The organism is Nocardioides sp. WG-D5 (assembly GCF_054031175.1).
The window spans coordinates 23,624-49,868 of sequence record NZ_CM132928.1 but is presented as its reverse complement, the minus strand read 5'-3'; the positions used below and the strand labels follow the sequence as shown (position 1 = coordinate 49,868).

The following is a 26,245-nucleotide window of genomic DNA, read 5'->3' as shown; positions in this document are numbered from 1 at the left end:
CTCAGGACACTGAAAGTATACCTACCGGTATGGTTACCTCGCTGGTATGTCCCGAGTGCTGCTCACCCTGGCCCTGTTCGCTGCGCTCGTCGTGTCCTGGAGCTCCGGTTTCATCGGCGCCACGATGGCGGCGGCGACCGGTGCGCCGGCCGAGACCACGATGCTGTGGCGCTACCTGTTGACCGCGGCGCCGCTGGTCGCGATCGCGGTCGGCCGGAGGCGCCGCCTGAGCGCGACCTTCCTCTGGCGCGAAGGCCTGGTCGGTCTGCTGTCCCACGCGATCTACATCTACGGGGCATACCAGGCGGCAGCGCACGGCGTGCCGACCGGTACGAACGCACTGGTCGCCTCCCTCCAGCCGCTGCTCGTCGCGGTGACGGTGACGGTGCTGGCCGGGCGCATGCTGACGCCACGTACGCTGCTCGGGCTCGCGGCGGGCCTCATGGGCGTCACGCTCGTCGTCGGCACCGACCTCGGCGCCGGCGGCCAGGGGGCGGCGTACGGCCTGACGATGGCCGGGGTCGCGATGGTGGCGCTCTCGGCCGGAACCGTGCTCGGTGAGCGGTGGAGCACGGGCACGGACGTGCTGGACCGGCTCACCGTCCACGTCGTGGTCACCGTCGGCTTCATGTCCGCGATCGCGGTGCCGTCGGGGCGGTGGCGGCCTCCTGCCGACCCGGCGTTCTGGAGGGTCCAGGCGTTCATCGTGCTGGTCGCCGTGATGGCGTACGTGCTCTATCTGATCGTGCTGCAGCGCCACGGGTCCGTCGCGGCCAGCGCCCTGCTCTACCTGACCCCGGGCGTCGCGGCCGCGTTGGCCTGGCCCGTCTTCGGTGAGACCCTGACGCCGATCGCGGTCGCCGGCTTCACCCTCAGCGCGGCCGGCGTGGTCGCGATCCTGGGGCCGGCTCGGCGAGGGCGTCACGCACACCTCGCCGAGCGCTCCCGAGCGGTCATCGCTCCATGAGCGGACCGGTGACCGCCGATGAGCACGGGTCGTCGATGTGATCCTGACCGCGGGACCGAGTCACGTACGCTCGCGGGGTGGCCATCATCGGAGTCATCGCCTGCGCCGCCGGCGGTGTGGAGCAGCTGTGCGACGAGCTGGTCACCCCGCTGGTGAACGCCGGCCATGACGTGCCGGTGACCCTGACCCCGACCGCGTTCACCTGGCTCAGCGCGAACGGCGAGGCCGACCGGATCGAGGCGCTGACCGGCTTCCCCGTACGCGGCGCGAGCCGCCTCCCCTGGGAGCCGCGCACCCACCCGGCGCAGCTCGACGTCATCATCGTCGCCCCCGCAACCTTCAACAGCACCGCGAAGATCGCGCTGGGCCTGGCCGACAACCAGGCCCTCACGATCGTCACCGAGAGCCTCACGACCGTCCCCGTCGTGCTCTTCCCACTCATCAACGCCGCCCACGCCGAGCACCCCGCCTGGGCCTCCCACATGGCCGCCCTCCGCGCCGCCGGCGTATACCTCATCGAGGGCCCCGACCTCTGGCTCCTCCACCCACCCCGCCAGATGCCACCGGACCAGAGACTGCCGTGGAAAGCGATCCTCGAGGCCACCGAGCGGGGGCTCAGAGCAGACGAACCGCGCGGGTGACCTCGTCCAGCGTGATCCGGTGGGCCGTGGCCTGGAGATAGCGCGCCGGAACCCACGAGGCCCCGTCGTACGACTCGACCCACGTCGCTGGATCGAAGATCGCCTGCCAGGACCGTTCGACCTCCTCACGCAACCACCCGGGCCACGAGTCCAGCGGGATCTCCTCGCAGCCACGCGTACGTTCTGACCAGTCATCCCACGACCGATCGAACCGTGCCTCCCAGTCCGGCCACGGGACATCGCGGTCGCCGGGGATGTGGAGCGTCCGATTGAGTACGTGGTGCCAGTCGCCGAAGTGACTGAGCAACACGTGCTTGCGGGGAACCCGCACGGAGACGAGCACGTCCCCTCGTGCCCTGCGCGCCGAGGCGAGCAGCTCGCGCCGAGTGGTGGCGGCCCACATCCAGACCATCCCGTCGCCGGAGGTCGGAAGCCGGCGATCCATCTCCCGCTTCATCCACCGATAGGCCTCGGCGAAGTCCTCCATCCAATAGCGCGATGACCCCTCCAGCACTCCGGTCCGCCGCAGCTCGTCGAAGGCCTCGACCGTCTGGAACGTGTGGAGGTCGACGTACGCACCCGGGGCCGCGTCCGCCCGGACGTGAGGTGCCGCCGGAGTCGCGAGGAACCACGGAAGCCGCCGAGGCTTCGCAAGCCCTTGAGACAGCCGGCCTGCTCCCCGGCGCTTGTTCGCCCGAGGTGCTCGTTCCGACATGAAGCGGATGCTAGCCGTGACCACCGACAAGGATCACCAGCTCATGACACCCCGGGAAGCGCTGAGCGGTTCCCGTTGGACGAAGGTCGTCGACCAGGCACCGCGTCTCCAGGGGCGTAACGCTCGGTCGAGAGCTGGTCGGCGGAGACCCATTCCGTCGACCAGTCCGTCGGCGTGGTCATGCGCACGATCTGAGCCCACCAGACGTACTTGCCGAACTGATCTGCCGGTGAGTGCGCCCAGGCCAGGAGGAACACCGGGTCCCCTTCGCTCCCCGGCGAGGGCGACAGGTGCCGCCAGCAGTGCCGGGCCTCCGGGCGGGGCACGATGATCGGTGGCTCAAGGCCGGGTGGCTTCGAGGAACCTGGCGTGCGGGTCATGAATCGATCATACGTTCGATTCAGGCAGGTGTGACTCCTGGGTAGGGTGCCGACAACTCTTCGTGGTCAGTCGACGGTTGCCCCCGCGGGAGTCGCCTCGGCGGACTCCGGTCGGGGTGTCCGCTTCGGGAGCCGGGCGTGGGCGATGAGGGCGGCGAGGAGCCCGGGCGACGACGGGGACGAGCATCGCCGTACGGAGGGTGGTGAGGTCGGAGAGCCAGCCGATGGTCGGCGAGGTGATGAGGAACCCGATCCGCATGAGCCATCCGAGGATCGCGATGCCGGTGCCTTCGGGCAACCCGGGGATGCGACCTGCGGCGGCGAACGCGGCGGGCACGAGGGTGGCGCAGCCGAACCCTGCGATGGCGAACCCGGCGAACGCGAGCGGGTAGACCGGGGAGGTGACGATCAGCAGCGCACCGCCGCCGATGAGCAGGCCACCGGCCCGGGCCACGCCCTCCCGGCCCCACCTGTCGGTCATCGGGTCACCGAGGAGCCGGCCGATGAACTGGGCACCGAGGGCGACAGTGAGCCCGAGCCCGGCGATGGCGGTCGAAGCGCCGGTCTGGCCGAGGAAAAGCACCGCCCAGTTGTTCGCGACGTCCTCGACCAGGGTGCCGCAGATCGCCAGCACGACCAGCGGAAGCAGCAGCCGCCACGCATGGCGGCGCGCCGATCGGTCGGCTCTACCAGCTGGAACGCCGTGGTGGTCCGCCTCGACCTGGAGCGCGCCGCGGACTTCGTCGGGAACAGCCGCAAGCCGGCACGCGAGCACGGCGACCAGGGCCCACACGATGCCGTTGATCAGCATCTGCGTGGACGGGGCGACGCTCGCTGCCGCGGCGGCAGCACCGATCACGCCGCCGGTGGCAGCGCCGACCGACCACAGGGCGTGGAAGGAGTTCATCGCCGAACGTCCGCGCCACTGCTCCGCCACGACACCCTGCACGTTCTGCGCAGCGTCCACGACCGCGTCGACAGCCCCCGCGACCACCAGCGCGGCAGCGAACAGCCACACCGAGTGGCTGAACCCGGCCACACCCAGCGCCGAGGCCAGGACCATCGAGCCGTACCCGTTGGTTCGTAGCGCGCCGACTCTCCGGATGATCCGACCAGCGAACCCGGCCGCGATCAGCGCCCCGACCGGGAACGCGATGACCAACAGCCCGAACTGGCTGTTGCTCAACCCGAAAGCGGCCTTGATCTCGGGGTAGCGAGGCAGGAGTGCACTGAACAGGACACCGTTGGTGAAGAACATCAGCGAGACGCCGGTGCGGGCACGTCCGGGGGAGGCAGCGAGGTGGGGGAGGAGGCGAGGCACGTCGGCAACGTAGGTGCTTGAATGATCACGTGCAACGATCACTTCGGCACAAAACGATCATCAGATCCGTGGCCTCCGGGACCACCGTCAGCGTCGAGGCCCTCTGTGACCTGACCGGCGCCTCGGCCATCACGATCCGCCGCGACCTCGCCGAGCTCGCCGACCAGGGCGCGGTGCGTCGCGTGCGCGGCGGCGTCACCCGTGCGGACGTGCGCGGTACGTTGATGCCGTTCTCGGTTCGGTTCGAGACCGATCGGGAGCGCAAGGACGCCCTGGCGGCGGTCGCGGCCGGGCTGGTTGCCGACGGCGAATCCCTCGTCCTCGACAACGGCACCACGTGTTACGCGGTCGCTCGCCATCTGGCGGGTCGCCCGGTCACGGCGCTGGCGCTCTCTCTTCACGCCGCCGCGGCGCTGGCAACGCGTCCCGGTGCGACCGTGATCGTTCCCGGTGGACCGGTCGAGAACGACACCCTCGCGTTCACCGGCCACGCCGCCGTGCGCGCCATCAGCGAGACCAATGCCGATGTCGCCATCATCGGAACTTGTTCAGCACAGCCCGGTTTCGGGCTGACCTCCACCAGCTACGAGGACGCGCAGGTCAAACGCGCCTGCCTGGCCGCGGGCGCCCGGCGCGTCTTGATCACCACCGCCGAGAAGCTGACCCGTACGTCGACGTTCCGGTTCGGCGAGTTCGGCGACCTCACCCACCTCGTCACCACCGCCGACGCCGATCCCGACAGGCTCGCACCCTTCCGTGCCGACGGCGTCGAGGTCCACCTCGTCGAAACCCCACCTCCGCCTTCGGCTGGGGGCTGACGCCCGAGGCACCTTTGTCAGAGGTCTCCCGAGGATGGGGGTGACCATGACCTCGGGCTCGAAGTGCTCGGGCAGCGGTTGGAGCCCGATCGGGCGATTCTCCGACGACCCGGAACGCGGACCGACGACGCGCCGCGAGCCGTCAGTCGCCGACGCTGCCGTCGATCATCTCGCGCAGGATGTCCGCGTGGCCGGCGTGCCGGGCGGTCTCCACGATCACGTGCAGGTACATCCACGTCAGCTCCCTGCCCCGCGGTGTGGTGACGGCGTGGTCGAGGCTGTGCTGGGCGGCGACCTCGCGGGAGCGGTCGCACGCCGCCTGGTAGGCGGCGATGACGTCGTCGAGCTTCTCGTTCGGCTCCAGCCGCAGGTCGGCCTCCGGGTCTTCGTCAGTCCACGGCGGCGTGGGCAACTCCGCGGCGGGGATCTGCCCGATCTGCTGGGCGAACCCGCCCAGCTCCACCCACCGCAGGTGTTTGATCAGGCCGCCGAGGTTGGTGCCGGTCGGCACCGGGCTGCGCCGGGCGTCCTCCTCCGACACCCCGCGGGCCTTGCGCACGACGGCGTCGCGCAGATAATCCAGGTACGTCTCGAGCTGTTCGCGCTCGCTGGCGGCGAGCACGGTGCCGAGGATCTCACCGGGTCTGGTCATTGCCCGAACGTAGCACGCGGGCCGACCCTTTCACCGGGGCTATTTTGGGCTCTTCGAAGTCGCAGATGAGGGTGTACGACGCATTGCGACGGGCATCGTGCTCTCGCGAAAGTCGAGGGGATCGAGCCCGAAGGATTGTCAGGCACTTTGTCATGCACCGTCGAACACCTATTCGATGGGGCCTAATCAAACCGGCCCTTGATCAGCATTTCGCTGGTCAAGGGCCGGTTTCATTGGTGGACGATACTGGGTTTGAACCAGTGACCTCTTCCGTGTCAAGGAAGCGCGCTACCGCTGCGCCAATCGTCCGTGGTTATTCAGTTTATATCAGGGTGGTGCTTCGAGGTGGGTACGGGATTTGAACCCGTGTACACGGATTTGCAGTCCGTTGCCTCGCCTCTCGGCCAACCCACCGCTGGAGGCAATGCCTCCGGTGGAGACCTACTCCGAGCGGACGACGAGGCTCGAACTCGCGACCTCAACCTTGGCAAGGTTGCGCTCTACCAACTGAGCTACGTCCGCTTGTGCTTCCGGCCCGGTTTCCCGTGCCCTTGGCGACGAGAAGAACATTAACGGAGCCGCACCCGGGGGACAAATCGGGGGTCACCTTCGTGTCATTCACCATCAGCCCCAGGAGTCCCATCGGCGGGCATTCCGGCCCCTGACCAGGGACGTCATAGAGTTGCCGCATGCGCGCGTGGATCGATGGTCAGCTTCTCGACAACCCGGCCGCTCCGGCGGTCTCCATCCGTGACCATGGTCTGGTGGTCGGCGACGGCGTCTTCGAGACGCTCAAGGTGATCGAGGACCAGCCGTTCGCGCTCGACCTCCACCTCGACCGGCTCAAGCGCTCGGCGAGCGGCCTCGGCCTGCCCGCGCTCGACCGCGGCTTCATCACCAAGGGTGTGGAGGCGGTGCTCGGGGCAGCCCCGACGGCGTACGGACGGCTTCGGATCACCGTCACGGGCGGGCCGGCGCCGTTCGGGTCCGGCCGCGTCGAGGTCGCGCCGACGGTCATCATCGGCCTGGAGGACGCCGAGCCGAACCCGGCGGAGACCAAGGTCGTCAGCGTGGCGTGGCGCCGCAACGAGCACGGCGCGACGAGCGGCCTGAAGACGACGTCGTACGCGGAGAACGTGATCGCCCTCGCCGAGGCCCGCAAGCACGGGGCCAGCGAGGCGATCTTCGCCAACACCGTGGGCGACCTGTGCGAGGGCACCGGGAGCAACATCTTCTACGTGCTCGACGGGGCGCTGAAGACCCCGACGCTGTCCAGCGGCCCGCTGGCCGGGATCACCCGCGCCCTGGTGCTGGAGTGGTTCGGCGCCGAGGAGACCGACGAGCCGCTGGCCGAGGTCGAGGAGTACGCCACCGAGGTCTTCCTCACCTCCAGCCTGCGCGACGTGCAGGCTGTGACGGAGTGGGGCACGCGCACCCTCCCGCACGGCCCGGTGACCCGGGCGGCGCAGGAGGCGTGGCGTACGAACGAGCCGAGCCTGCTCGGCCTCTGAGCCGAAGGAAGAGCTCAGCCGGTGAAGAGCTGCGCCGCACGGCGCAGCGTCTCGATGACTCCGTAGGCCAGCGGGATCCCGACCAGGGCCCAGGCGACGACGATCTTGGGGTTCATGCTGCGCTCCTCTCGGTCTCAGCGGGATCGGCCGAAGACGGCTCGTGGAACCGGTCCGGCACCTGGTGGACCAGGAGGTTGGCGACGAAGCCCACCGCCAGCAGACCGACCATGGTCAGCAGCGCCGGCCGGTAGGCGTCGGCGGTGAGGGTGCCGGGCTCGCCCTGCGCGTCGAGGAAGGCGTTGATGATGAGCGGCCCGGCGATCCCGGCGGCCGACCAGGCGGTCAGCAGCCGGCCGTGGATGGCACCGACCTGGAAGGTGCCGAAGAGGTCGCGCAGGTAGGCCGGGACGGTGGCGAAGCCGCCGCCGTAGAAGGACAGGATCACCACGGCCAGCAGCACGAACAGCGCCATCGAGGCGTGCCCGACGGTGGCCAGCAGCAGATAGAGGACCAGGCCGACGCCGAGATACATCATGTAGATCGGCCTACGGCCGATGACGTCGGAGGTCGAGGACCAGACGAACCGGCCGCCCATGTTGGCGATCGAGAGCAGCCCGACGAAGCCTCCGGCCGCGACGGCGCTCACCGACGAGACGCCGTCGGAGCGGAAGAAGTCCTGGATCATCGGCGCCGCCTGCTCGAGGATGCCGATGCCGGCAGTGACGTTGCAGAAGAGCACGATCCAGACGAGCCAGAAGGAGCGGGTGCGGACGGCGTTGCGAGCAGACACGCTCGCGGTGGTGACGAGCTTCTTCTCCTTGACGCTCGCCGGGTCCCAGCCGGCCGGCGTCCACCCTTCCGGTGGGACCCGGACGGTGGCGGCGCCGAAGGACATGAAGACCAGATAGACGACGCCCAGGGTGAGGAAGAGCATCATCACGGCGTGACCGTCGGGCACCGTGGTGGCGTCACCCGTGTAGGACGGGTCGTAGAGCGCCAGCAGCCGGCCGCTCAGCGGGCTGGCGATCATCGCGCCACCGCCGAAGCCCATGATCGCCATCCCGGTGGCCAGGCCGGGCCGGTCCGGGAACCACTTGATCAGCGTGGAGACGGGGGAGATGTAGCCGATCCCGAGTCCGATGCCGCCGACGAAGCCGTAGCCGAGGTAGACCAGCCACAGCTGGCCGCTGCCGATGCCGAGGGCGCCGATGAAGAAGCCCGACGCCCAGAACACCGCGGCCGCGGTCATCGCCGCGCGTGGGCCGTTGCGATCGACCCAGGTGCCCATCACCGCGGCGGAGAGGCCGAGCATCACGATCGCGATCGAGAAGATCACGCCGATCGCGGTCTGGCTCGTGTCGAAGTGCTCGACCAGAGCGGTCTTGTAGACGCTCGTGGCGTACACCTGGCCGATGCAGAGATGGACCGCGAGAGCGGCGGGTGGGATGAGCCAGCGGCTGAAGCCGGGACCGGCCACCGTTCGCTCGCGAGAAAGGAAAGCTGGCAGCACTGTGACCTCCGAGAGGGTGCGGGTGACGCACATCACTACCACAGTTGACCTGGCAACCGCGAGAGATCGCTTCCGACCAGCGAAAAGCACGCACCCTCCCGCCCCGGATGTCCGGGACGGGAGGGTGCGCTGACGAACGAGCAGGCGGGCGGAGTGCCTACTCGGCGTCGAAGGAGCTGCTCAGCAGGTCCGCGATCAGCGCGTCGAGATCCATGTGCTGGCTCTCGGAGCCGACCGGGACGGCCGAGAAGGACTTGCCGAGGAACGTCTGCACCTCGCCGGAGTCCGCGGTCGCGATCAGGCGGCCGTCGGGGGAGCTGAAGTCGAAGACGGCCACCGCCTTGGCGTCCTCGTCGATGCTCGGGTAGATCTTCACGTCACCCTCGCCGGCCGGGGCCGACAGGCCCTGCAGCATCAGGGTGCGGGACACGACCCACTCGACGTCACCCGCGCCGGAGTGGAAGGTCAGGCTCACTGCGTACGGGTCGTTCTCGCGGTAGCCCAGGGTGGTCGGCACCTCCACCGTTCGACCCCAGGGGTCGAGGCACGAGATCTTGATGTCCTGCTGCACTGCCGGGTGCTTGATGTCGCTCATTCGTCCGCTCCTTCTTGGTGGTCTTGCCAAGGAGACGGAGCGGTGAACGGGTGATGATGCCGTTTCTACAAACTTTCTGAATCGAATCGGGGAGACCCCGATCACACCCGCAGTAGCGCTGCTTCCAAGCGGGCGACGGGGGAGCTGAGGTTGTACGTCGCGGCCAGCTCGCGCAGCCGTTCCGGGTCGGCCGGAGCGCTGGGCAGCGCGGTCCGGCTGCGGTCCAGGTCGAGGTCCCGTGCCACCGCCACGACCTTCGGCGCCACCGCCAGATACGGGACGGCGTCGATGAACTTCTGCCGCTGGGCCTTGGTGAGCGAGGTGGTGGGGTCGGCGACGGCGGCGACGATCCCGTCGAGGTCGCCGTACTGCTCGAGCAGCTTGGCGGCGGTCTTCTCGCCCACGCCCTTCACACCCGGCAGCCCGTCGGAGGTGTCACCGCGCATGGTGGCGAAGTCAGCGTACTGCGCGGCGCTGATGCCGTACTTGGCGAGCACCCACTTCTCGTCCACCAGATCCGGGTCGCCCACACCCCGCGTCGGATAGAGGATGCGTACGCCGGCCGCGTCGTCGACCAGCTGGAAGAGATCCCGGTCGCCGGTGACGACGTCGACCGGCATCCCCGCGCCGGTGGCGAGGGTGCCGATCACGTCATCGGCCTCGTAGCCGTCGGCGCCGATGACGCAGATCCCGGCCGCCGCGAGCACCTCGCGGATGATCGGCACCTGGACCTGCAGCGGGTCGGGAACCTCCTCCACGTCGGGCGCGGCCTCCAGCTCCTCGACCACGCGGTGCGCCTTGTAGGACGGGATCAGGTCGACCCGCCACTGCGGGCGCCAGTCGTTGTCCCAGCAGCACACCAGATCGGTGGGGGAGTAGTCGTTGACCAGCCGGGAGATGAACTCCAGCAGGCCGCGGACGGCGTTGACCGGGGTGCCGTCCTCGGCCTTGATCTCGGGCACACCGAAGTAGGCCCGGAAGTAGAGCGACGCGGTGTCCAGCAGGAGCATTCGAGGTTCAGCCACGAGTGAAGCCTAGTGAATCGCCCGCGTCGTGTCGGTCGGGTCGGACGAGAGTCGCTGAGCGAGCCAGATCGGCGCGACCGAGACGACGATCATGACCACCGCCACCACGTTGACGATCGGCGCCTGACCGGGGCGGAACAAGTTGGTCAGGATCCAGACCGGCAGGGTGGTCACCCCCGGTCCGGCGGCGAACGTCGTCACGATGATCTCGTCGAAGCTGAGCGCGAACGCCAGCAGCCCGCCGGCCAGCAGCGCCGAGCGCAGCTGGGGGAGCGTGACCAGCCGGAACGTGGTCCACATCCCCGCCCCCAGGTCGGCGGAGGCCTCCTCGAGGTTGCCGCCCATCCGTCGCAGCCGAGCCTGCACGTTGTTGAAGACGGTCACGATGCAGAACGTCGCGTGGGCCACCACGAGCGTGAAGAACCCCAGGCGTACGCCGAGGATCGACGAGAACGCGTTGGACAGCGCGATCCCGGTGACGATGCCGGGCAGGGCGATGGGGAGCACCACCAGCAGGTTGACGGTGTCTTTCCCGAAGAACGAGTAGCGCTGCATCGCCAGGCCGAGAAGCGTGCCGAGCACGAGCGCCAGCACCGTGGCGCAGGCCGCGACCGTCAGTGAGGTGAGGATCGCGTCGTGCGCTCCCGGGTTGACCGCCGCCCGCTGCCACCACTGGGTGGTGAAGCCGCTGGGCGGCCAGGTCAGTGCCTGGGAGGTGTTGAACGAGTTGACCACGACCAGGGCCAGCGGCGCGTAGAGCACGGCGAGCACCAGGCCGGTCACCGCGGCGAGCAGGCGTCGGGTCGATCGCGAGATGGTCATAGGTTCTCCAGAGCTCCGGTGCGGCGTACCAACGCCAGGTAGATCATGATCACGACGATCGGGATCAGCGCGATCGCGGCGGCCAGCGGGAGGTTCGACCCCGAGTTGATGTAGACGAGGTTGCCGAGCATCTGGTTCGCGCCGCCGACGATGTTGACCGTGATGTAGTCGCCCATGGTCAGCGAGAACGAGAAGATCGACCCCGCGACCAGGCCCGGCACCACCAGCGGCAGCACCACCGTGCGGAACGTCAGCGCGGGCCGGGCACCGAGATCACCGGCGGCGTCGATCAGCGAGTCCGGGACACGTTCGTAGGCCGCGTAGACCGGGAGGATGACGTACGGAAGCCAGATGTACGCCTGGGTGAGCACGATCGCGGTGAAGCCGAATCCCGGAGAACCGAGGCCGACCAGGCCGCCGGCCCAGTCCAGCAGACCGCCGTTGGACAGCAGCGATCGCCAGGCGAGCGCCTTGACGAGGTAGGACGCCCACAGCGGCATCAGGAACGCGATCACCAGCAGGTGCCGCGAGCGCCGCGAGGCGATCTTGGCCATGTAGAAGCCGACCGGCAGCGCGATCGCGCAGTCGATCAGCGTCACCAGCAGGGCCACCCCGAGGGTGCGCAGCGTGACGGTCCGGTAGAGCGCCTCGCCGGTGATCTCGCGGACGTTGTCGAGGGTGAAGGTGCGCTGGAGCTCGTTGGTGAAGGAGTCGATCGTCCAGAACGCCGTCACCAGCAGTGCCGCGAGGGCGACGACGTAGACGAGCACCAGCCAGGTCAGGGGAGCGGCCAGCAGGAGGCCGAGGCGGATGCCCGGCCTCCTGCTGAGCGTGCTGCTGATGGAGCTCAAGGTCATCCCTTGATCTCTGCCCAGGCCTTGGTCCAGTCCTGGTAGTCGGTGCACGTGACGTCGGTCCGGCCGTCCAGGCACTTCTCGATCGGGGTGTTCCAGAACCAGATCTGCTCGGCGTACTTCTCGTCGCCGGCGTGGAAGGTCTCGCAGTGGCCCTCGGAGGCGAACTCGCAGGCCTTGTCGGAGTTGGGGGCCTCACCGAAGTATTCGGTCGCCTGGGCGTTGGTCTTCGGGTCGGAGATGTGGTTGAGCCAGGCGTAGGCGCAGTTGGGCGACTTCGCGTTCGACGAGATCATCCAGGTGTCGTTCCAGCCGGTCGCGCCCTCGGAGGGGAGGATCGCCTCGACCGAGGCCTTCTTCGGGTCGATGAGGTTGGCGATCACCTGCCAGGTGGTGCCGACCACGGTGTCACCGGTCTCGAACGAGGCCTGCGTCTTGGTGTAGTCGGACCAGTACTCACCCACGGAGGCCCGCTGCGCCTTGAGCAGGTCGACAGCGGCCGCCAGCTGCTTCTCGTCGAGCGAGTAGGGGTTCTCGATCCCCAGGTCCGGCTGGTGCGCCATCAGGTAGACCGCGGCGTCGGCGATGTAGATCGGCGAGTCGTACGCGGTGACCTGGCCCTTGTGCTTCGGCGCGTCCTCGAAGACCGCCTTCCACGAGGTCGGCGCCGGGGTGACGTCCTCGGTGTTGTACATCAGCAGGTTGGCGCCGTAGCCGTGCGGGATGCCGTAGTTCTTGCCGTCCACGGTGTTCCACTCGCGGTCCTTGAGGAAGTCGTAGATGCCCTCGTAGTTGGGGATCAGGTCGGTGTTGACCTCGGCCGCCTCGCCCGCCGCGATCATGCGGAGGGTGAGGTCGCCGGAGGCGGCCACGACGTCGTACTCGCCGGACTTGGCCAGGTTGAAGGCCTCGTCGGAGGTGCCGTACACCTTGGCGGTGACCTGGCAGCCGGTCTCCTTCTCGAAGCCGGAGACCCAGTCGACCGCCGGGTCGGTCGAGCCGTCCTCGACATAGCCGGGCCAGGCGAGGATCGAGACCTCGCCCTCGTTCTCACCGAGCTTCTCGACGGCGCCGGTCGACTCGCTCCCGCTGTCGCCGCCGCAGGCGGTGAGCGTGATCAGGGACAGGGCCGCGAGCGCTCCGCCGATGGTGCGGCTGGCGGCGTACCTGGTTGGGATGTTGCGCATGGTCAAACCTCTCTGGATGGGTTCTGGCTCATCGGTGTTGCACGGCACGGGACGAGTCGGTGCCCAAGGGGACCAGGTCGCCCGGCGACCAGGAGACGACCACGCGGTCGCCCCGAGACTCTGGTTCGGCGGCATCCGGGTGCAGCGCGCCGCGGCTCTGCTCGAGGGCGACCAGCCTGGTGCCGTCCTCCAGCTCGATGTGGACGCGATGACCGGTGCCGATGTAGATCGACTCGGTGATCACCCCGGCAGCGGTCATCGCGCCGGCCGGGGCGCTCGCGGACTCCGGGGAGAGCAGGATCTTCTCGGGCCGCAGGGCGAAGGCGCCCTCCATCTTCAGGACCCGCTTGGCCACCTCCTCGTCGAAGACGTTCGAGGTGCCGACGAAGTCGGCGACATACGGGGAGGACGGCCGCTCGTAGATCTGCTTCGGGGTGCCCAGCTGCACGATGTGACCGCTGTCGAAGACCGCGATCCGGTCGCTGAGGGTGAGCGCCTCCTCCTGGTCGTGGGTGACGAAGACGAAGGTGATCCCCAGCTCCCGCTGGATCTGCTTGAGCTCGACCTGCATCTGCTCGCGGAGCTTGAGGTCGAGCGCACCGAGCGGCTCGTCGAGGAGCAGCACCCGGGGACGTACGACGATGGAGCGGGCCAGGGCGACCCGCTGCCGCTGTCCGCCGGAGAGCTCGGTCGGCTTCCGGGTCGCGACGTGGTCGAGGCGGACCATCGCCAGCGCCTCCCGAGCCCGGGAGCTCCGCTCGCCCTTCGCGACGCCACGGACGCGCAGACCGTACGCGACGTTCTCCAGCACGTTGAGGTGCGGGAAGAGGGCGTAGTCCTGGAAGACCGTGGTGACGTCGCGGTCGAACGGGGCCAGCGCGGTGACGTCCTCGCCGCCGAGGCGGATCGTGCCGGAGTCGGCCCGCTCGAAGCCCGCGATCAGGCGCAGCACCGTCGTCTTGCCGGAGCCGGAAGGGCCGAGCATCGAGAAGAACTCGCCGTCGCCGATCGTCAGGTCGAGCGCGTCGACGGCCATCACGTCGCCGTACGCCTTGGACACGGCGTCGAGCTGGATCTGCGGAGATTCGGTCGGTCGCATTCGTGAATCATATGGAACCAGATCTTAGATTTTAAAGACCTTCTGCGTAAGTTCTTCGTAAACCCACCCGAAGGAGGAGCCCGATCGTGGCCAACCCCCGTGCGATCACCTCGCGCGCCCGGTCGGCGATCTTCGCGCCGATCGGCGACGAAGGCAGAGCCGTACGTGTCGAGAACCGTCTCGCGGAGGCGATCCGCTCCGGCGTCCTCGCCGACGGTGACCGCCTGCCGAGCGAGCTCGAGCTCGCCCAGATGCTCGGGGTGGCGACCGTGACCGCCCGCGAGGCACTGGTCTCGCTGCGGGCGCAGGGGCTGGTCGTGACGACACGGGGGCGCGGCGGCGGGTCGTTCGTGCGTGCGCCCGCTCCCGGCGACGTCGTGAAGGGACGGCTCGCCACGATGTCGCGCGTGGAGCTGCGCGACCGGGCGAGTCTCTATCTGGTGGTGCTGACCGGCTGCGCCGAGCTGGCCGCCGAGCGGGCGGCTCCGGAGGAGGTCGAGGACCTCCGGGATCTGCTGGTCCCGGCGGACGAGGAGGACGTCGGCCGGTGGCGCGACGCGGAGAGCGAGCTCTATCTCTCCGTCGCCGCACTGACACAGTCGGCGCGCCTCACCCGAGAGGTGGTGCGACAGGAGGCCGACTTCGGTACGTTGCTGCGAGTGCCGCTGAGCGAGTCGGACTTCCGGCAGGCATCCGGCGAGCGGCACCGGGCGCTGGTCACCGCACTGGGGTCGGGCGACGTGGCCGCGGCCCGGGCGAGCGTACGCGACCACGTGACCCACGCCGTTGAACGTCTGACCGAGATCCACGAGGTGGTACGACAGTGAACATCGATGTGTCCCTCGACTGTGCCGCCCGGATCGAGCAGCACTTCGGCTCCATCCTCACCGAGCTCGAGCGGCTGCGCACCGAGGTGGGTGCCCTCTTCGCGTCCGGACCGGTCACCTCGGACCAGCTGCGGGCCCACGTGGAGGAGGGCACGCTCGAGTTCCTCCAGGACCCGAACCTCCTGGGCGGCGGGTTCGTCGCCGCACCGGACGCGCTCAGCGACCGGCGGCTCTACCTGGCCTGGTGGCAGGGAGCGGGCCGCGACCTGCTCGGCGAGGCCGAGGTGCCGGGCACGCGGGAGATCATCGACTACACCCGCCAGCCGTGGTTCCGTGTCCCGGAACGCACCGGGCAGCTGCACGTCGCCGGACCCTATGTCGACTTCATCTGCGCCGACGAGTACGTCATCACCACGACCCTCCCGGTCTACGCGGGCGGCCGGATGGTCGGTGTCGCCGGGGCCGACACCTTGGTCGAGACCCTGGAGACGATGCTCCTGCCCGGCCTGCGCGAGGTCGGCGGCACGCTGGTCAACGCACACGGCCGTGTGATCGTCTCCGCGGACCCGCACCGGGCCACCGGAGAGGCGATGAGCGGCGCCCACGAGGCCTCCGCCGGCCGGCTCCTGTCCGTCGTCGGAGTAGCTGCCGCCGACGGTCGCGATGAGCTGATGTCGCTCGCCGGCTGGCCCTCCTGAAGCCGGAAATCTTTCGACATCAACTAGTTTTTTGGACGTTGCGGCGGAGATATTGCTGTTGTGGGTACGCTATCGCCGTGACTGCACCTGAGATCGAGGCCACCGACCGTAAAATCCTCCAGCTTCTCGCGGAGGACGGTCGGATGTCCTACACCGACCTGGGCAAGGCGACCGGCCTGTCGACCTCGGCGGTGCACCAGCGCGTCAAGCGGCTCGAGCAGCGCGGCCTGATCACCGGCTACGGCGCCACCGTCAACTACGCCGCCATCGGCGTGCCGCTGACCGCCTTCGTCGCGGTGCAGCCCATGGACCCGTCCCAGCCCGACGACTGCCCCGAGCGTGTCGCCGACCTCCACGAGGTGGAGGCCTGCTGGTCGATCGCGGGTGTCGAGTCCTACATGCTCAAGGTGCGGGTGGCGACCCCCGAGGCGCTCGAGGAGCTCCTCGGCCGGATCCGCTCGGTCGCCAACGTGTCCACCCGCACGACCATCGCGATGTACACCTACTACGAGAACCGCCCGACCCTGACGCACTGATCAGCGCGCGCAGAGCCGGGCGATCTCGATCACTTGGCGTGGGTGCGCCACCACTCCTGGCCCGACTCGGGCAGCGTGTGGATCGGGTCGTAGTACTCGTAGGTCCTGGTCAGCGCCTCGGCATCCGACGCCTCGATCGAGGTGCGGTAGTTCTTCGTCCAGTAGGAGATGCCGCGCTCGGTGTCGTAGTCGGCGAGCTGGTGGACCCAGCGCTTCCCGACGAAAGGTACGTCGCACACGATGCGCGGGGTGGCGAACCCGGGCAGGTAGCCCATGATGTCGTGCTGCATCCGCTGGGCGTCGGCGACCGAGACGCGCCAATGCTCCGAGAACGGGATCATGTCGCACATGTAGAAGTAGTAGGGCATGATCTGCGCGCCGTCGAGCAGGCGGAAGCAGAGGTCGAGCAGAGAGTGGCTGTCGGCGTTGACGCCGGCGAGCAGCACACCCTGGTTGCGTACGTCCCGAACCCCGGCCGCCATCAGCGCCTTGGACGCCTCGGCGACCAGGGGCGTGACCGAGTTGGCGTGGTTGGCGTGGGTGTGGACGGCCAGTGACACACCGCGCTCGCGGGCGATGCTGGTCACCCGGCTCATCCCCTCCAGGAGCGGCTCCTGGAGCCAGTGCTGGGGGAGTCCGATCAGGCCCTTGGTGGCCAGCCGGATGTCACGGATGTTGTCGATCGCCATCAGCTTGGTGAGGAAGTCCTCCAGCCGCGGCCAGGGCAGGTTGGCGACGTCGCCGCCGGAGACGACCACGTCGCGCACCTGTGGGGTGTTGCGGAGGTAGTCGAGCATCGCCTCGTGGCGGTCGACCGGCTTGCCGGTGAGCTTGAGCTTGTCGATGACCGGGGTCGAGTTGCCGACCAGGTCCATCCGGGTGCAGTGGCCGCAGTACTGCGGGCAGGTGGAGAGCAGCTCGGCGAGCACCTTGGTCGGGTAGCGGTGCGTCAGCCCCTCGGCGACCCACATGTCGTGCTCGTGCAGCGAGTCGCGGCTCGCTTGCGGGTGCGACGGCCAGTCGGTGCGGCGGTCGGAGAAGACCGGGATCATGTAGTGACGGATCGGGTCCGCGTAGAACGCATCGGTGAACTCGCTGGGATCGGTGGTCGAGCTTGTCGAGACCACCATGGTGTTGACCATCTGGGGCGGCACCAGCATCGACATGGTCGCGCGCTCGGCCATGTCCTTCTCGAGATCGGCGTAGAAGCGCTCCTCGAGAAGATCGCCCATCAGGGCACGCAGCTGGCGCACGTTCTTGATGCAGTTGACGCGCTGCCACTGCACGTCGCGCCACTGCTCCTCGGTCACGTCGGCCCACCCCGGGAACCGGGTCCAGTCGGGCTCGACCAGCTCGACACGCTGGTAGGCGTAGGGCTGTCCGTCTCGGGTAGTGGGCTCGATGGTTGCCGTCATGTTCTCCACCATAGCGGGAGATCCTCCGGTGTTAGCAAGCCTAGGCCGCAATTCTTCCATCCATCGCTGGTAGGGTCCGGCGTGAGATGGACGCAAGGAGGCGTACGACGATGACCACTTCTGACCCGACAGGCCTGCACCGGGTGCTCGATGAGCCGGTGGCCGGCTCGTTGCCGCTGCCTCAGGCGGCGCGAAGACTCGACACCCGAAAGACCTTGTGGCCCGACGAGGTGCGAATCCGGGTCGAGCGGCTGAACCTCGACGCCGCCTCCTTCCGGCAGCTGGAGTCCGCGCACGGCGGCGACGGGGAAGCCGTACGCCGCGAGGTGCTCGACATCGTCGCCGACCGCGGCAAGATGCAGAACCCGGTGACCGGCTCGGGCGGGATGCTCGTCGGCGTGGTCGAGGAGGTCGGCCCGGAATCCCCGCTGGGGTTGAAGGCCGGCGACCGGGTCGCGACCCTGGTGTCGCTGACGCTGACCCCCCTGGTGATCGAGGACGGGCTCGCCGGCTGGGGTGGTGACTCCGAGCAGGTGCCGTGCGACGGCTACGCCATCCTGTTCGGCCGCTCCATCGCCGCGGTCCTTCCCGACGATCTCGCCCCGGAGCTGGCTCTGTCCGTCATGGACGTCTGCGGTGCCCCGGCGTTGACCCGGAGGGTCGTCTCGGAGCGCTACGTCGACGGCGTCGTCGCCGTGATCGGTGGCGGCGGCAAGTCCGGGTCGCTGTCCCTGGCCGCGGCCCGTGATGCCGGCGCCCGCCACCTGATCGGCGTCGTCCCGACCGAGGCCGAGGCCGAGCGTCTTCGCGACGCCGGCCTGGCCGACGAGGTCGTCGTCGCCGACGCCCGCAACCCGGTGGCCCTGCGCGACGCGGTCGCCAAGGCCGGCGGCCCCGCCGACGTCACCGTCGTCTGCGTCGACGTGCCCGGCTGCGAGGGCGGCGCCATCCTCGCCACCGCCGACCGGGGCACCGTCATCTTCTTCTCGATGGCCACCTCCTTCTCCGCCGCCGCGCTCGGCGCCGAGGGCCTCGCCGCCGACGTCACGATGCTGGTCGGCAACGGCTACGTCCCGGGCCACGCGGTCTACGCGCTGGATCTTCTCCGTGCCGATGCCGGGGTCCGGGCACTGTTCGAGGGGAGACTGGCCCAGTGAGACTCGACCTGGACCCACGCACCATCGCCCGTGCCCGTGAGCTGGCCACCCGTGCCGGGGAGCCGATCGTGGAGATGGCGAAGCGGCACACCACCGTCGCGGTGGAGCGAGCCACACTGCGGCTGGCCGGCCTCGCCGGCGCCGACCCGGACGGCACCCCCTGGGTGAACCACCTGGTCGACGCGGTGCGTGCCGACGTCGGCCTGGAGCACGGCATCGCCCTGCCGGTGTGGCACGCGCTGGCCGCCCACGACAACGACCTGGCCCGCCTCGCCGAGGAGGCCGCCGCCGGCCAGGTGACCTTCCACCTGCCCGAGGGTGCCGAGGCCGAGCTGGCCGCGAAGCACGCCCGCGAGGCGGTCGGGGTCGGCATCGCCCGACTCGACGCCAGCCGGGTGGCCCGTGAGCGGATGATCGCCGAGATCGGCGACGCACCCCGCAAGCCCTGGATCTACCTGATCGTCGCGACCGGCGACATCTACGAGGACATCCCGCAGGCGCAGGCGGCAGCCCGCGAGGGCGCCGACATCATCGCGGTCATCCGCTCGACCGGCCAGTCGCTCCTCGACTACGTGCCCGAGGGCGCCACCCGGGAGGGGTTCGCCGGGACGTACGCGACGCAGGAGAACTTCCGGCTCATGCGGGCCGCGCTCGACGAGACGAGCCGCGAGCTGGGCCGCTACGTACGCCTCACCAATTACGCGAGCGGGCTGTGCATGCCGGAGATCGCGGCGCTGGCGGGCATGGAGCGTCTCGACATGATGCTCAACGACTCGATGTACGGGATCCTGTTCCGCGACATCAACCCGGTGCGTACGTTCGTCGACCAGCGGCTCTCCCGCCAGATCCACGCGCGGGCGGGGATCATCATCAACACCGGCGAGGACAACTACCTCACCACCGCTGACGCGGTCGAGGCGGCCCACACCGTCACCACGAGCCAGCTGCTCAACGAGTACTTCGCCAAGGAGGCCGGTCTCGAGGACTGGCAGCTGGGTCTCGGTCACGCCTTCGAGATCAACCCCGACGTACCGGACTCCTTCCGGCTCGAGCTCGCGCACGCGCTGCTGGCGAAGACGATCTTCCCCGACGCTCCGCTGAAGTGGATGCCGCCGACGCGGCACATGACCGGCGACATCTTCAAGGGCTACCTGCTCGACGGGTTCTTCAACCTCGCCGGCGCGATGACCGACCAGGGCATCCTGCTGGTCGGGATGATGACCGAGGCGGTCGTGACGCCCTGGCTCTCCGACCGCGACCTGGCGCTGCAGAACGTCCGGTACGTCATGGACGCGGCCGGGCGCCTCGGCGAGGACTTCCACCCGGCTCCCGACGGGTTCATCGCCAACCGGGCCCGCGAGGTGCTGGGGGAGTCGATCGACCTGCTCGGGAAGATCATCGACGAGCCCAACGGGCTCCTGGACGCCATCGCCGACGGCACCTTCGGCCTGATGAAGCGCCCCGCCGACGCCGGCAAGGGACTCGAGGGCGTGGCCGAGAAGTCCGAGGCTTACTACAACCCGGCCAGCGACATCTTGGAGGGCAAGTGACCATCATCAGGCCGTACGGCGACACCACCGGCGACGGGATGGTGCAGCTCTCCTTCACGCTGCCGATCAAGCACAGCAAGGTCGCCGACGGCGCCGCGCTGCAGCTGGCCAACAAGATGGGCATGGAGCCGGCGATGGTCGTCCACTCCAAGCCGATGGGCGACGACTTCACCTTCTTCGTCGTCTACGGGCAGGTGAACCACCTCGTCGACACCGACAAGGTGCAGGTCGTCGAGCGCGACTTCCCGCTGCTGACGCCCAAGGAGGCCAACGCGGTGATCAAGGAGACGCTGCGGCGCCCGATGGTGGTCGTCGGTGCCTGTATCGGCACCGACGCCCACACCGTCGGCATCGACGCGATCCTCAACATCAAGGGGTTCGCGGGGGAGAAGGGGCTGGAGTACTACAAGGAGATCGAGGTCGTGAACCTCGGCGCCCAGGTCTCCGTGCCGTCCCTGGTCGACGCCGCCGTCACCCGGCGCGCCGACGCCGTACTGGTCTCGCAGGTCGTCACCCAGCGCGACGCCCACCTGCTCAACACCCGGGAGATGTCCGCCGCATTCCGTGAGGCCTATCCGGCAGGGGAGCGGCCGCTGCTCGTCGTCGGCGGGCCCCGGTTCGACGAGTCGATGACCGCCGAGCTCGGCGTCGACCGCATCTTCGGCCGCGGCACCACCCCCGCCGAGGTCGCCTCCTATCTCGTCCACCGCACCACCGCCAAGGAGCCCGCCGCATGACATCGCCCCAGAACGGGCCCAGCATCGGAACCAAGGTCGTCCACCGCCGCTACGTGCCCTACTCCCACGCCCACTACGCCGGCAACCTGGTCGACGGCGCCTACAGCCTGGGCCTCTTCGGCGACGTCGCGACCGAGATGTGCATCCTCACCGATGGCGACGAAGGCCTCTTCGCCTCCTACGACGACGTCCAGTTCAAGGCGCCCGTACGTGCCGGCGACATCCTCGAGATCACCTGCGAGCTCACCAAGGCCGGCCGACGGTCCCGCGTGATGGAGTTCGCCGTGCACGTCGTGGCCCGCGGAGCCGCCACCGAGGACCGTCCCGGTGCCGCCGAGATGCTGGACCAGCCGATCCTCGCCACCTCCGCACGCGGTACTGTCGTCGTTCCCTGATCGCCGCAACGGGTACCCGCAGGCGACACGCCGAGGTTCCCCGGTAATTCGTTGCTTTTTCGCGTCCGCCAGGCTGTGGCTGACCTGCGGAAACATATGTTTCCGCAGGTCAGCGGCGTGTTGACTTACGCCGAGCCAGCGGGTGATGGTGGCAACGTTCGCCCATGCAGAGTCGCGGTCGGCGGACCGGCGCTCGACGAATCGGGTCGGGGGGTGTCGAGCCAGGCATACCTTCGTTCCGTTTTCGCGGGCGCGGTCAACGACCGCGAGGGCAACGCGGGAGGGCAAAGGCGCCCTTAGACAACGATCGTCTCCCTGCATCCAGCAGGGATCGGAACGGCCCGAAGATCGTCTGGGTCCTCCCGCGCTCTGTACTTTTTGCGATTGCTTCGCAATTCGCGCAGCACCTCCGCTTCACCCTCGTCTTCCTCCGCTGCGCTCGGTCGCTTCGCTCCCTCGCTCCGCTGCGTCCAGACGAGGGACGCTCCGGTGCTGGATTGCTGGCCGGACGAGTTGTCTGCTCGCCTTGGTTCTCCTAACGCGAGGATCTTGGGTTCGACCGGGGGACGGATATCCTGTGACTTCCACCCCATTCCTTGACAAGGCCGGCGTACGTGACGAACGAGCAGCTTCCACCCTGGACCGAGATCGGCCGGGCGGTGATGGTGATCCCGACCTACAACGAGGCGGACAACCTCGCCTGGATCGTGGGACGGCTGCGCAAGGCGCAGCCGCGCGTCGACGTACTGATCGTCGACGACGGCTCACCCGACGGCACCGGCACGATCGCCAACGAGCTGGCCGACAACGACGAGCAGATCCATGTGCTGCACCGCACCGAGAAGGCCGGGCTGGGGGCTGCGTACCTCCACGGGTTCGGCTGGGCGCTCGAGCAGGGCTACGACGTCGTGGGGGAGATGGACGCCGACGGCTCCCACCAGCCCGAGGAGCTCCACCTGCTGCTCGAGGCGCTGACCTCCGCCGACCTGGTGATCGGCGCCCGCTGGGTCCGCGGCGGCTCGGTGGTCAACTGGCCGCTGTCGCGACGCCTGCTCTCGGTCGGTGGCAACTTCTACGTCCGGCTCCTGCTGGGCATCGGCGTCCACGACGCCACTGCGGGCTACCGCCTCTTCCGGCGTACGACGCTCGAGAAGCTCCAGCTGAACAGCGTCGAGTCGACCGGTTATGTCTTCCAGACCGAGATGGTGACGCGTACGCTCCGGGCCGGCCTCACCGTCAAGGAGGTGCCGATCCAGTTCATCGAGCGGGTCCGGGGCGAGTCGAAGATGAGCCCCGCGGTCGCGGCCGAGTCGATGCGCCGGGTGACCCGCTGGGGCCTGGCCGAGCGCCGTGAGCAGCTGCTCCGGCTGCTGCGCCGCTTCGGGCTGGAGCGTCTCGTGGGAGGCCGTCGATGACCACGCGACGCCGCAGGCTCTCCTGGGTGCTGGTGCTGCTGTTCCTGGTGATGCCGCTGGTCGAGCTGTTCGTGCTCATCCAGGTCGGCCAGGTCATCGGTGTCTGGTGGACGATCCTGCTGCTGGTCGCCGACTCGATCTTCGGTGCCTGGCTGATGCGACGCGAGGGCTCGCGCGCCTGGAACGCGCTGACGACGGCGCTCTCCTCGGGCAAGCTGCCGTCCAACGAGATCGCCGACGGTGCGCTGATCCTGCTCGGCGGTGCGTTGATGCTCAGCCCGGGGTTCGTGACCGACATCTTCGGCATCGTCCTGATCCTGCCGTTCACCCGGCCGTTCTTCCGGCGCATCCTGGCCACGGTCGTGCAGAAGCGACTGGTCACCGCCGCGATGCCCTCGACCTTCGGTCCGGGCGCCCGGCCCCGCAACGACGACATCGTCACCGGCGAGGTCATCGACAAGGACAACATCGCCTAGACACGCCTCCAGATACGCCGAAGGCGGCCTCCCGGTCGGAAGGCCGCCTTCGGCGTATCTGGCTGTGTCAGAAGTCAGGCGTTGGCCTTCTTCTTGCCCGGTCCCTTGCGGTGCAGGTGAGCCGGGCCGATCTCGCCGCCGCGAAGCAGGTCGAGGCGCTCCTTGAGGATGTCCTCGAGCTCCTTCTCCGAGCGCCGCTCCAGGAGCATGTCCCAGTGCGTACGCGCCGGCTTCTCGGCCTTCTCCTCGGGCTTGGCACCGGAGAGGTTGAGAGCCTCCATCCCGCAGCGCGGGCACTCCCAGATCGCCGGAACCTCGGCCTCGTCCGACATCGTGATCTCGAAGTCGTGGCCCTGCGGGCACCGGTAGGCCACCTGCTGGCGGCCCGCGAACTCGATCCCGCGTTCGTCCTCAAAACTTTGTCCGCCCAGTCGGGCGCCGCGCAACGTGCGCTCGGCCATGAAGCACCTCCTGAGTCGATCGTCCCCCGTTGAATGAGCTGAAGAGCGAAGCGGTCTGCGGACTCATGACGCAGGCCGGTCAGGCCTCTTCACACCGTCAACGGTACAGAGGAGGTGATGATTCCGTGAATTGTCGAGATCCTCGCCGTGTTGTTCGACACAGGGCCCGCCTGACCTGCGGATCTCCCTGAGAGAGTCCTGAGCGGGCGGTGTCCCGAAACCGCCAGGGGCTAGGAGCGCTCTCAGACCCTCTCGGGCGCCCGGTTGCCCGCCTGCTCGATGCCCTTCGCCGTGTTCACCAGCGCCAGCAACGCCCCGCCGAGGACGAAGAAGGCGATCAGCGCCAGGATCGCGGGCCGGTAGGAGTCGGTGAGCTGGTAGACGAGCCCGAAGACCAGCGTGCCGAGCCAGGAGGTGCCGCGGTCCATGGCGTGGTAGAGGCTGAAGTACTCCGCCTCCTTGCCCGCCGGGATGAACAGCGAGAAGTAGGACCGTGCGAGCGCCTGGGTGCCGCCCATGACCAGACCGATGCCGACCGCCACGACGAGCAGCGGGGTGAGGCTCTTCTCCGGCACGAAGTAGGCCACGACCACGATCAGCATCCAGCCACCCAGGCCGCCGAGGATCACCCGCTTGGCACCGAAGCTCTTGGCCAGCCGGCCGAAGAAGATCGCACCGCCGACGGCGACGAACTGCACCAGCAGGTAGATCCCGAGCATCGTGCCGGTCTCGAACCCGAGCTCCTCGACGCCATAGGTCGAGGCGGAGCTGATCACGGTCTGGATGCCGTCGTTGAAGAAGAGGTATGCCAGCAGGAAGGTCAGCGCGACCGGATACTGCGGCAGCTCCTTGAGGGTCACGAACAGCTGGCCGAAGGAACGCGCCACGACGCCACCGGAGACGTCCTCGACGTCGGCGGGCTCGTGCCGGCGGATCCGGCGCCACGGGATGATGATGAACCCCGCCCACCACAACCCGGCCGAGAGCATCGAGATCCGCACCGCCAGCGCGGTGCCGAGCCCGAGCGGGTCGGCAAAGGTGACCAGGAGGAAGTTGACGGCGAGCAGCAGCCCGCCGCCCGCGTAGCCGTAGGCCCAGCCGATCGAGGAGACCCGGTCGCGCTCGTTCTCGGTCGAGATCAGCGGCAGGATCGAGTCGCTGACGACCACCGCCGCACCCGCGCAGAGGTTGGCGATGATGAACATGATCGACCCGAACCACCAGTTGTCCCCGGTCATGAAGAACAGCAGCGCCGCGCAGAGCGCGCCGGCCCAGGCGAAGCCGGCCATCAGGTCCGGTTTGCGGGAGGTGCGGTCGGCGATCGCGCCGACCAGCGGGTAGATGAGCGCCGAGAGGAGTGTGGAGAAGGTGATGACGTACGACGGCAGCGCGCCGGGCGCGATCGAGAGCCCCAGCACGTCGATGCGGTTGTCGACGGCGGCGGCCTTCGCGATCTCGATCAGGTAGGGCGCGAACAGCACCCCGGCGACCGTCGTCTGGAACGCGGAGACGGCCCAGTCGGTGAAGAACCAGCCCTTCTGCTCCCGCGCCCGCTCGACCGGCCTGAAATCGCCGATCCCGGCTGATGTGGTCACTTCTCGGGCTCCTCGCCATGCTCTTCGGATTCGGCCTCGTCGGTGGGCTCAGCCCGAGACGGCTCAGCCTCCCACAGCCCACGCTCCTCGAGGAACGCTTTCAGGACGTCGGTGCGGTCGGTCATCAGCCCGTCGACGTCGCGCTCGAGCAGCCGCTTCATCTCGGCCGGGTCGTCGATGGTCCAGACGTGGACCTCCTTGCCGGCCTTGTGGGCGCGGCGTACCAGTCCACGCGACGCCACCCGGACGGAGAGCGGACCGAAAAGGCGGTGGCGGTGCGGGATCTGGAAGGCGTCGAACTGTCCGCCCGCGAGCCGCCTGGCGATCCCGGTGGTGGGGGCGAGCACGTAGGCCAGCACCTCCCGAGGATTCGCCGAGGTGCGTACGCGCCCCTCGGTCAGACGCCGGAACTCCTTGATCCGGCGCGCCGAGAACGAGCCGACGATGACCGTGTCCTCGTGACGGGTCGCCGCGAGGAGCTCGGCCAGCGCACCGACCGCTCCGTCGGACTTGAGGTCGATGTTGAAGGTGACCCCGGGGAACGCCTCGAAGAGCTCGGCCAGCGTCGGCACGCCGTGCTCGCCGCCGATGCGGGCGGCCTGCACCTCGGCGTACGTCATCTCAGCGATCAGCCCGCTGACGTCGGTCACCCGGTCGAGCGCCTCGTCGTGGAAGGCGAGCAGGACGCCGTCGCGGGTGACGTGCACGTCGGTCTCGAGATGGGTGTAGCCGAGCTCCACCGCATGCCGGAACGCCTCCATGGTGTTCTCCATCCCGACCAGGTCGGGATGGAGCGCTCCACCACGGTGCGCATAGGCGCGTACGCGTCGTTGCTGCTCCCTCACGGGGAGCATCTAACCACCCGTGAGGGACGGATCACATGAGC

Annotated in this window: 28 protein-coding genes and 3 tRNA genes; 13 read left to right on the top strand and 18 right to left on the bottom strand. The window is 68.8% G+C overall.

Annotated features, from left to right (window positions below; genetic code table 11):
- Positions 1-46: 46 nt before the first annotated feature.
- Complete coding sequence (locus ACWZJV_RS00290) at positions 47-967, top strand: DMT family transporter (RefSeq protein WP_457179807.1); 921 nt, start codon at positions 47-49, stop codon at positions 965-967.
- Between the two features lie 77 nt (positions 968-1,044).
- Positions 1,045-1,608: a flavoprotein gene (locus ACWZJV_RS00285; protein WP_457179806.1), complete on the top strand. Its 564-nt coding sequence runs from the start codon at positions 1,045-1,047 to the stop codon at positions 1,606-1,608.
- On the opposite strand, the gene ACWZJV_RS00280 is transcribed toward ACWZJV_RS00285, so the two are convergent.
- Both ACWZJV_RS00280 and ACWZJV_RS00275 read right to left on the bottom strand, forming a co-directional pair.
- The gene (locus ACWZJV_RS00280; RefSeq protein ID WP_457179805.1) at positions 1,583-2,323 is read right to left on the bottom strand and encodes a DUF3841 domain-containing protein; all 741 of its coding nucleotides are present in this window, start codon (positions 2,321-2,323) and stop codon (positions 1,583-1,585) included. The two genes, ACWZJV_RS00285 and ACWZJV_RS00280, sit on opposite strands and share 26 nt — an antisense overlap.
- A 387-nt stretch (positions 2,324-2,710) precedes the next feature.
- A complete protein-coding gene (locus tag ACWZJV_RS00275) occupies positions 2,711-4,024 on the bottom strand; it encodes an MFS transporter (RefSeq protein WP_457179804.1) in 1,314 nt (437 codons plus the stop codon).
- A 29-nt stretch (positions 4,025-4,053) separates the two neighbouring features.
- Between ACWZJV_RS00275 and ACWZJV_RS00270 the strand changes: the two genes are divergently transcribed.
- Positions 4,054-4,842 carry a DeoR/GlpR family DNA-binding transcription regulator gene (locus tag ACWZJV_RS00270; protein WP_457179803.1) on the top strand — a complete coding sequence of 263 codons (789 nt, stop codon included), beginning with the start codon at positions 4,054-4,056 and terminating at the stop codon, positions 4,840-4,842.
- A 142-nt stretch (positions 4,843-4,984) separates the two neighbouring features.
- Here the strand turns inward: ACWZJV_RS00270 and ACWZJV_RS00265 are convergent, their stop codons facing one another.
- The 4 genes from ACWZJV_RS00265 to ACWZJV_RS00250 all read right to left on the bottom strand — a co-directional run bounded on the left by ACWZJV_RS00265 (position 4,985) and on the right by ACWZJV_RS00250 (position 6,016).
- Positions 4,985-5,494, bottom strand: coding sequence for a DinB family protein (locus ACWZJV_RS00265; protein ID WP_457179802.1), 510 nt, complete (start codon positions 5,492-5,494; stop codon positions 4,985-4,987).
- Between the two features lie 234 nt (positions 5,495-5,728).
- Positions 5,729-5,803: transfer RNA gene (locus ACWZJV_RS00260), tRNA-Val, on the bottom strand.
- Between the two features lie 34 nt (positions 5,804-5,837).
- Positions 5,838-5,908, bottom strand: a tRNA-Cys gene (locus ACWZJV_RS00255).
- A 35-nt stretch (positions 5,909-5,943) separates the two neighbouring features.
- A tRNA-Gly gene (locus ACWZJV_RS00250) sits at positions 5,944-6,016 on the bottom strand.
- A 167-nt stretch (positions 6,017-6,183) separates the two neighbouring features.
- Here ACWZJV_RS00250 and ACWZJV_RS00245 point away from each other — a divergent pair.
- Entirely contained in the window at positions 6,184-7,005 is an 822-nt protein-coding gene (locus tag ACWZJV_RS00245) for an aminotransferase class IV (RefSeq protein WP_457179801.1), read from the top strand.
- 14 nt (positions 7,006-7,019) lie between these two features.
- Here the strand turns inward: ACWZJV_RS00245 and ACWZJV_RS00240 are convergent, their stop codons facing one another.
- The 8 genes from ACWZJV_RS00240 to ACWZJV_RS00205 all read right to left on the bottom strand — a co-directional run bounded on the left by ACWZJV_RS00240 (position 7,020) and on the right by ACWZJV_RS00205 (position 14,097).
- Positions 7,020-7,121, bottom strand: a complete 102-nt coding sequence (locus tag ACWZJV_RS00240) for an MFS transporter small subunit (protein ID WP_008359741.1) — start codon at positions 7,119-7,121, stop codon at positions 7,020-7,022.
- The gene (locus ACWZJV_RS00235) at positions 7,118-8,482 is read right to left on the bottom strand and encodes an OFA family MFS transporter (RefSeq protein ID WP_457179800.1); all 1,365 of its coding nucleotides are present in this window, start codon (positions 8,480-8,482) and stop codon (positions 7,118-7,120) included. Before ACWZJV_RS00235 ends, ACWZJV_RS00240 begins: the two co-directional genes overlap by 4 nt.
- Before the next feature lie 190 nt (positions 8,483-8,672).
- Positions 8,673-9,110: an SsgA family sporulation/cell division regulator gene (locus ACWZJV_RS00230; RefSeq protein ID WP_008359737.1), complete on the bottom strand. Its 438-nt coding sequence runs from the start codon at positions 9,108-9,110 to the stop codon at positions 8,673-8,675.
- Between the two features lie 101 nt (positions 9,111-9,211).
- The gene (locus tag ACWZJV_RS00225; RefSeq protein WP_457182011.1) at positions 9,212-10,120 is read right to left on the bottom strand and encodes a 5'-3' exonuclease; all 909 of its coding nucleotides are present in this window, start codon (positions 10,118-10,120) and stop codon (positions 9,212-9,214) included.
- Between the two features lie 24 nt (positions 10,121-10,144).
- Positions 10,145-10,957, bottom strand: a complete 813-nt coding sequence (locus ACWZJV_RS00220) for an ABC transporter permease (protein WP_008359735.1) — start codon at positions 10,955-10,957, stop codon at positions 10,145-10,147.
- Positions 10,954-11,814, bottom strand: coding sequence for an ABC transporter permease (locus tag ACWZJV_RS00215; RefSeq protein ID WP_457179799.1), 861 nt, complete (start codon positions 11,812-11,814; stop codon positions 10,954-10,956). Before ACWZJV_RS00215 ends, ACWZJV_RS00220 begins: the two co-directional genes overlap by 4 nt.
- Complete coding sequence (locus ACWZJV_RS00210) at positions 11,811-12,998, bottom strand: extracellular solute-binding protein (protein WP_457179798.1); 1,188 nt, start codon at positions 12,996-12,998, stop codon at positions 11,811-11,813. The genes ACWZJV_RS00215 and ACWZJV_RS00210 overlap by 4 nt, the downstream gene beginning before the upstream one ends.
- A 28-nt stretch (positions 12,999-13,026) precedes the next feature.
- On the bottom strand, positions 13,027-14,097 hold the full coding sequence (locus tag ACWZJV_RS00205; RefSeq protein WP_457179797.1) for an ABC transporter ATP-binding protein: 1,071 nt from the start codon (positions 14,095-14,097) through the stop codon (positions 13,027-13,029).
- An 86-nt stretch (positions 14,098-14,183) separates the two neighbouring features.
- Between ACWZJV_RS00205 and ACWZJV_RS00200 the strand changes: the two genes are divergently transcribed.
- The 3 genes from ACWZJV_RS00200 (at position 14,184) to ACWZJV_RS00190 (ending at position 16,158) form a co-directional block, all read left to right on the top strand.
- The gene (locus tag ACWZJV_RS00200) at positions 14,184-14,924 is read left to right on the top strand and encodes a FadR/GntR family transcriptional regulator (RefSeq protein WP_457179796.1); all 741 of its coding nucleotides are present in this window, start codon (positions 14,184-14,186) and stop codon (positions 14,922-14,924) included.
- Positions 14,921-15,622 (top strand): cache domain-containing protein, encoded by a 702-nt coding sequence (locus ACWZJV_RS00195; RefSeq protein WP_457179795.1) that lies wholly within the window; start codon positions 14,921-14,923, stop codon positions 15,620-15,622. The genes ACWZJV_RS00200 and ACWZJV_RS00195 overlap by 4 nt, the downstream gene beginning before the upstream one ends.
- A 77-nt stretch (positions 15,623-15,699) precedes the next feature.
- Complete coding sequence (locus ACWZJV_RS00190) at positions 15,700-16,158, top strand: Lrp/AsnC family transcriptional regulator (RefSeq protein WP_442940959.1); 459 nt, start codon at positions 15,700-15,702, stop codon at positions 16,156-16,158.
- A gap of 29 nt (positions 16,159-16,187) precedes the next feature.
- Here the strand turns inward: ACWZJV_RS00190 and ACWZJV_RS00185 are convergent, their stop codons facing one another.
- Complete coding sequence (locus ACWZJV_RS00185; RefSeq protein WP_040755578.1) at positions 16,188-17,573, bottom strand: lysine 2,3-aminomutase; 1,386 nt, start codon at positions 17,571-17,573, stop codon at positions 16,188-16,190.
- 110 nt (positions 17,574-17,683) lie between these two features.
- Here ACWZJV_RS00185 and kdd point away from each other — a divergent pair, with 110 nt between their 5' ends.
- From kdd to ACWZJV_RS00155, 6 genes are all read left to right on the top strand, one after another.
- A complete protein-coding gene (gene kdd, locus ACWZJV_RS00180) occupies positions 17,684-18,730 on the top strand; it encodes an L-erythro-3,5-diaminohexanoate dehydrogenase (RefSeq protein ID WP_008359727.1) in 1,047 nt (348 codons plus the stop codon).
- Positions 18,727-20,280: a lysine 5,6-aminomutase subunit alpha gene (gene kamD, locus ACWZJV_RS00175; RefSeq protein ID WP_008359724.1), complete on the top strand. Its 1,554-nt coding sequence runs from the start codon at positions 18,727-18,729 to the stop codon at positions 20,278-20,280. Before kdd ends, kamD begins: the two co-directional genes overlap by 4 nt.
- The gene (gene kamE, locus ACWZJV_RS00170) at positions 20,277-21,017 is read left to right on the top strand and encodes a lysine 5,6-aminomutase subunit beta (protein WP_008359723.1); all 741 of its coding nucleotides are present in this window, start codon (positions 20,277-20,279) and stop codon (positions 21,015-21,017) included. The genes kamD and kamE overlap by 4 nt, the downstream gene beginning before the upstream one ends.
- Positions 21,014-21,412, top strand: a complete 399-nt coding sequence (kal, locus tag ACWZJV_RS00165; protein WP_457179794.1) for a 3-aminobutyryl-CoA ammonia lyase — start codon at positions 21,014-21,016, stop codon at positions 21,410-21,412. Before kamE ends, kal begins: the two co-directional genes overlap by 4 nt.
- Positions 21,413-22,026: 614 nt before the next feature.
- The gene (locus tag ACWZJV_RS00160) at positions 22,027-22,827 is read left to right on the top strand and encodes a polyprenol monophosphomannose synthase (RefSeq protein ID WP_307785614.1); all 801 of its coding nucleotides are present in this window, start codon (positions 22,027-22,029) and stop codon (positions 22,825-22,827) included.
- Positions 22,824-23,303, top strand: coding sequence for an FxsA family protein (locus ACWZJV_RS00155; RefSeq protein WP_196874130.1), 480 nt, complete (start codon positions 22,824-22,826; stop codon positions 23,301-23,303). The genes ACWZJV_RS00160 and ACWZJV_RS00155 overlap by 4 nt, the downstream gene beginning before the upstream one ends.
- Positions 23,304-23,377: 74 nt before the next feature.
- Here the strand turns inward: ACWZJV_RS00155 and ACWZJV_RS00150 are convergent, their stop codons facing one another.
- From ACWZJV_RS00150 to ACWZJV_RS00140, 3 genes are all read right to left on the bottom strand, one after another.
- Positions 23,378-23,764, bottom strand: coding sequence for an RNA polymerase-binding protein RbpA (locus tag ACWZJV_RS00150; RefSeq protein WP_008359714.1), 387 nt, complete (start codon positions 23,762-23,764; stop codon positions 23,378-23,380).
- A 242-nt stretch (positions 23,765-24,006) separates the two neighbouring features.
- A complete protein-coding gene (locus ACWZJV_RS00145) occupies positions 24,007-25,359 on the bottom strand; it encodes an MFS transporter (RefSeq protein WP_008359712.1) in 1,353 nt (450 codons plus the stop codon).
- On the bottom strand, positions 25,356-26,213 hold the full coding sequence (locus ACWZJV_RS00140) for a glycerophosphodiester phosphodiesterase (protein WP_457179793.1): 858 nt from the start codon (positions 26,211-26,213) through the stop codon (positions 25,356-25,358). The genes ACWZJV_RS00145 and ACWZJV_RS00140 overlap by 4 nt, the downstream gene beginning before the upstream one ends.
- Between the last annotated feature and the right edge of the window lie 32 nt (positions 26,214-26,245).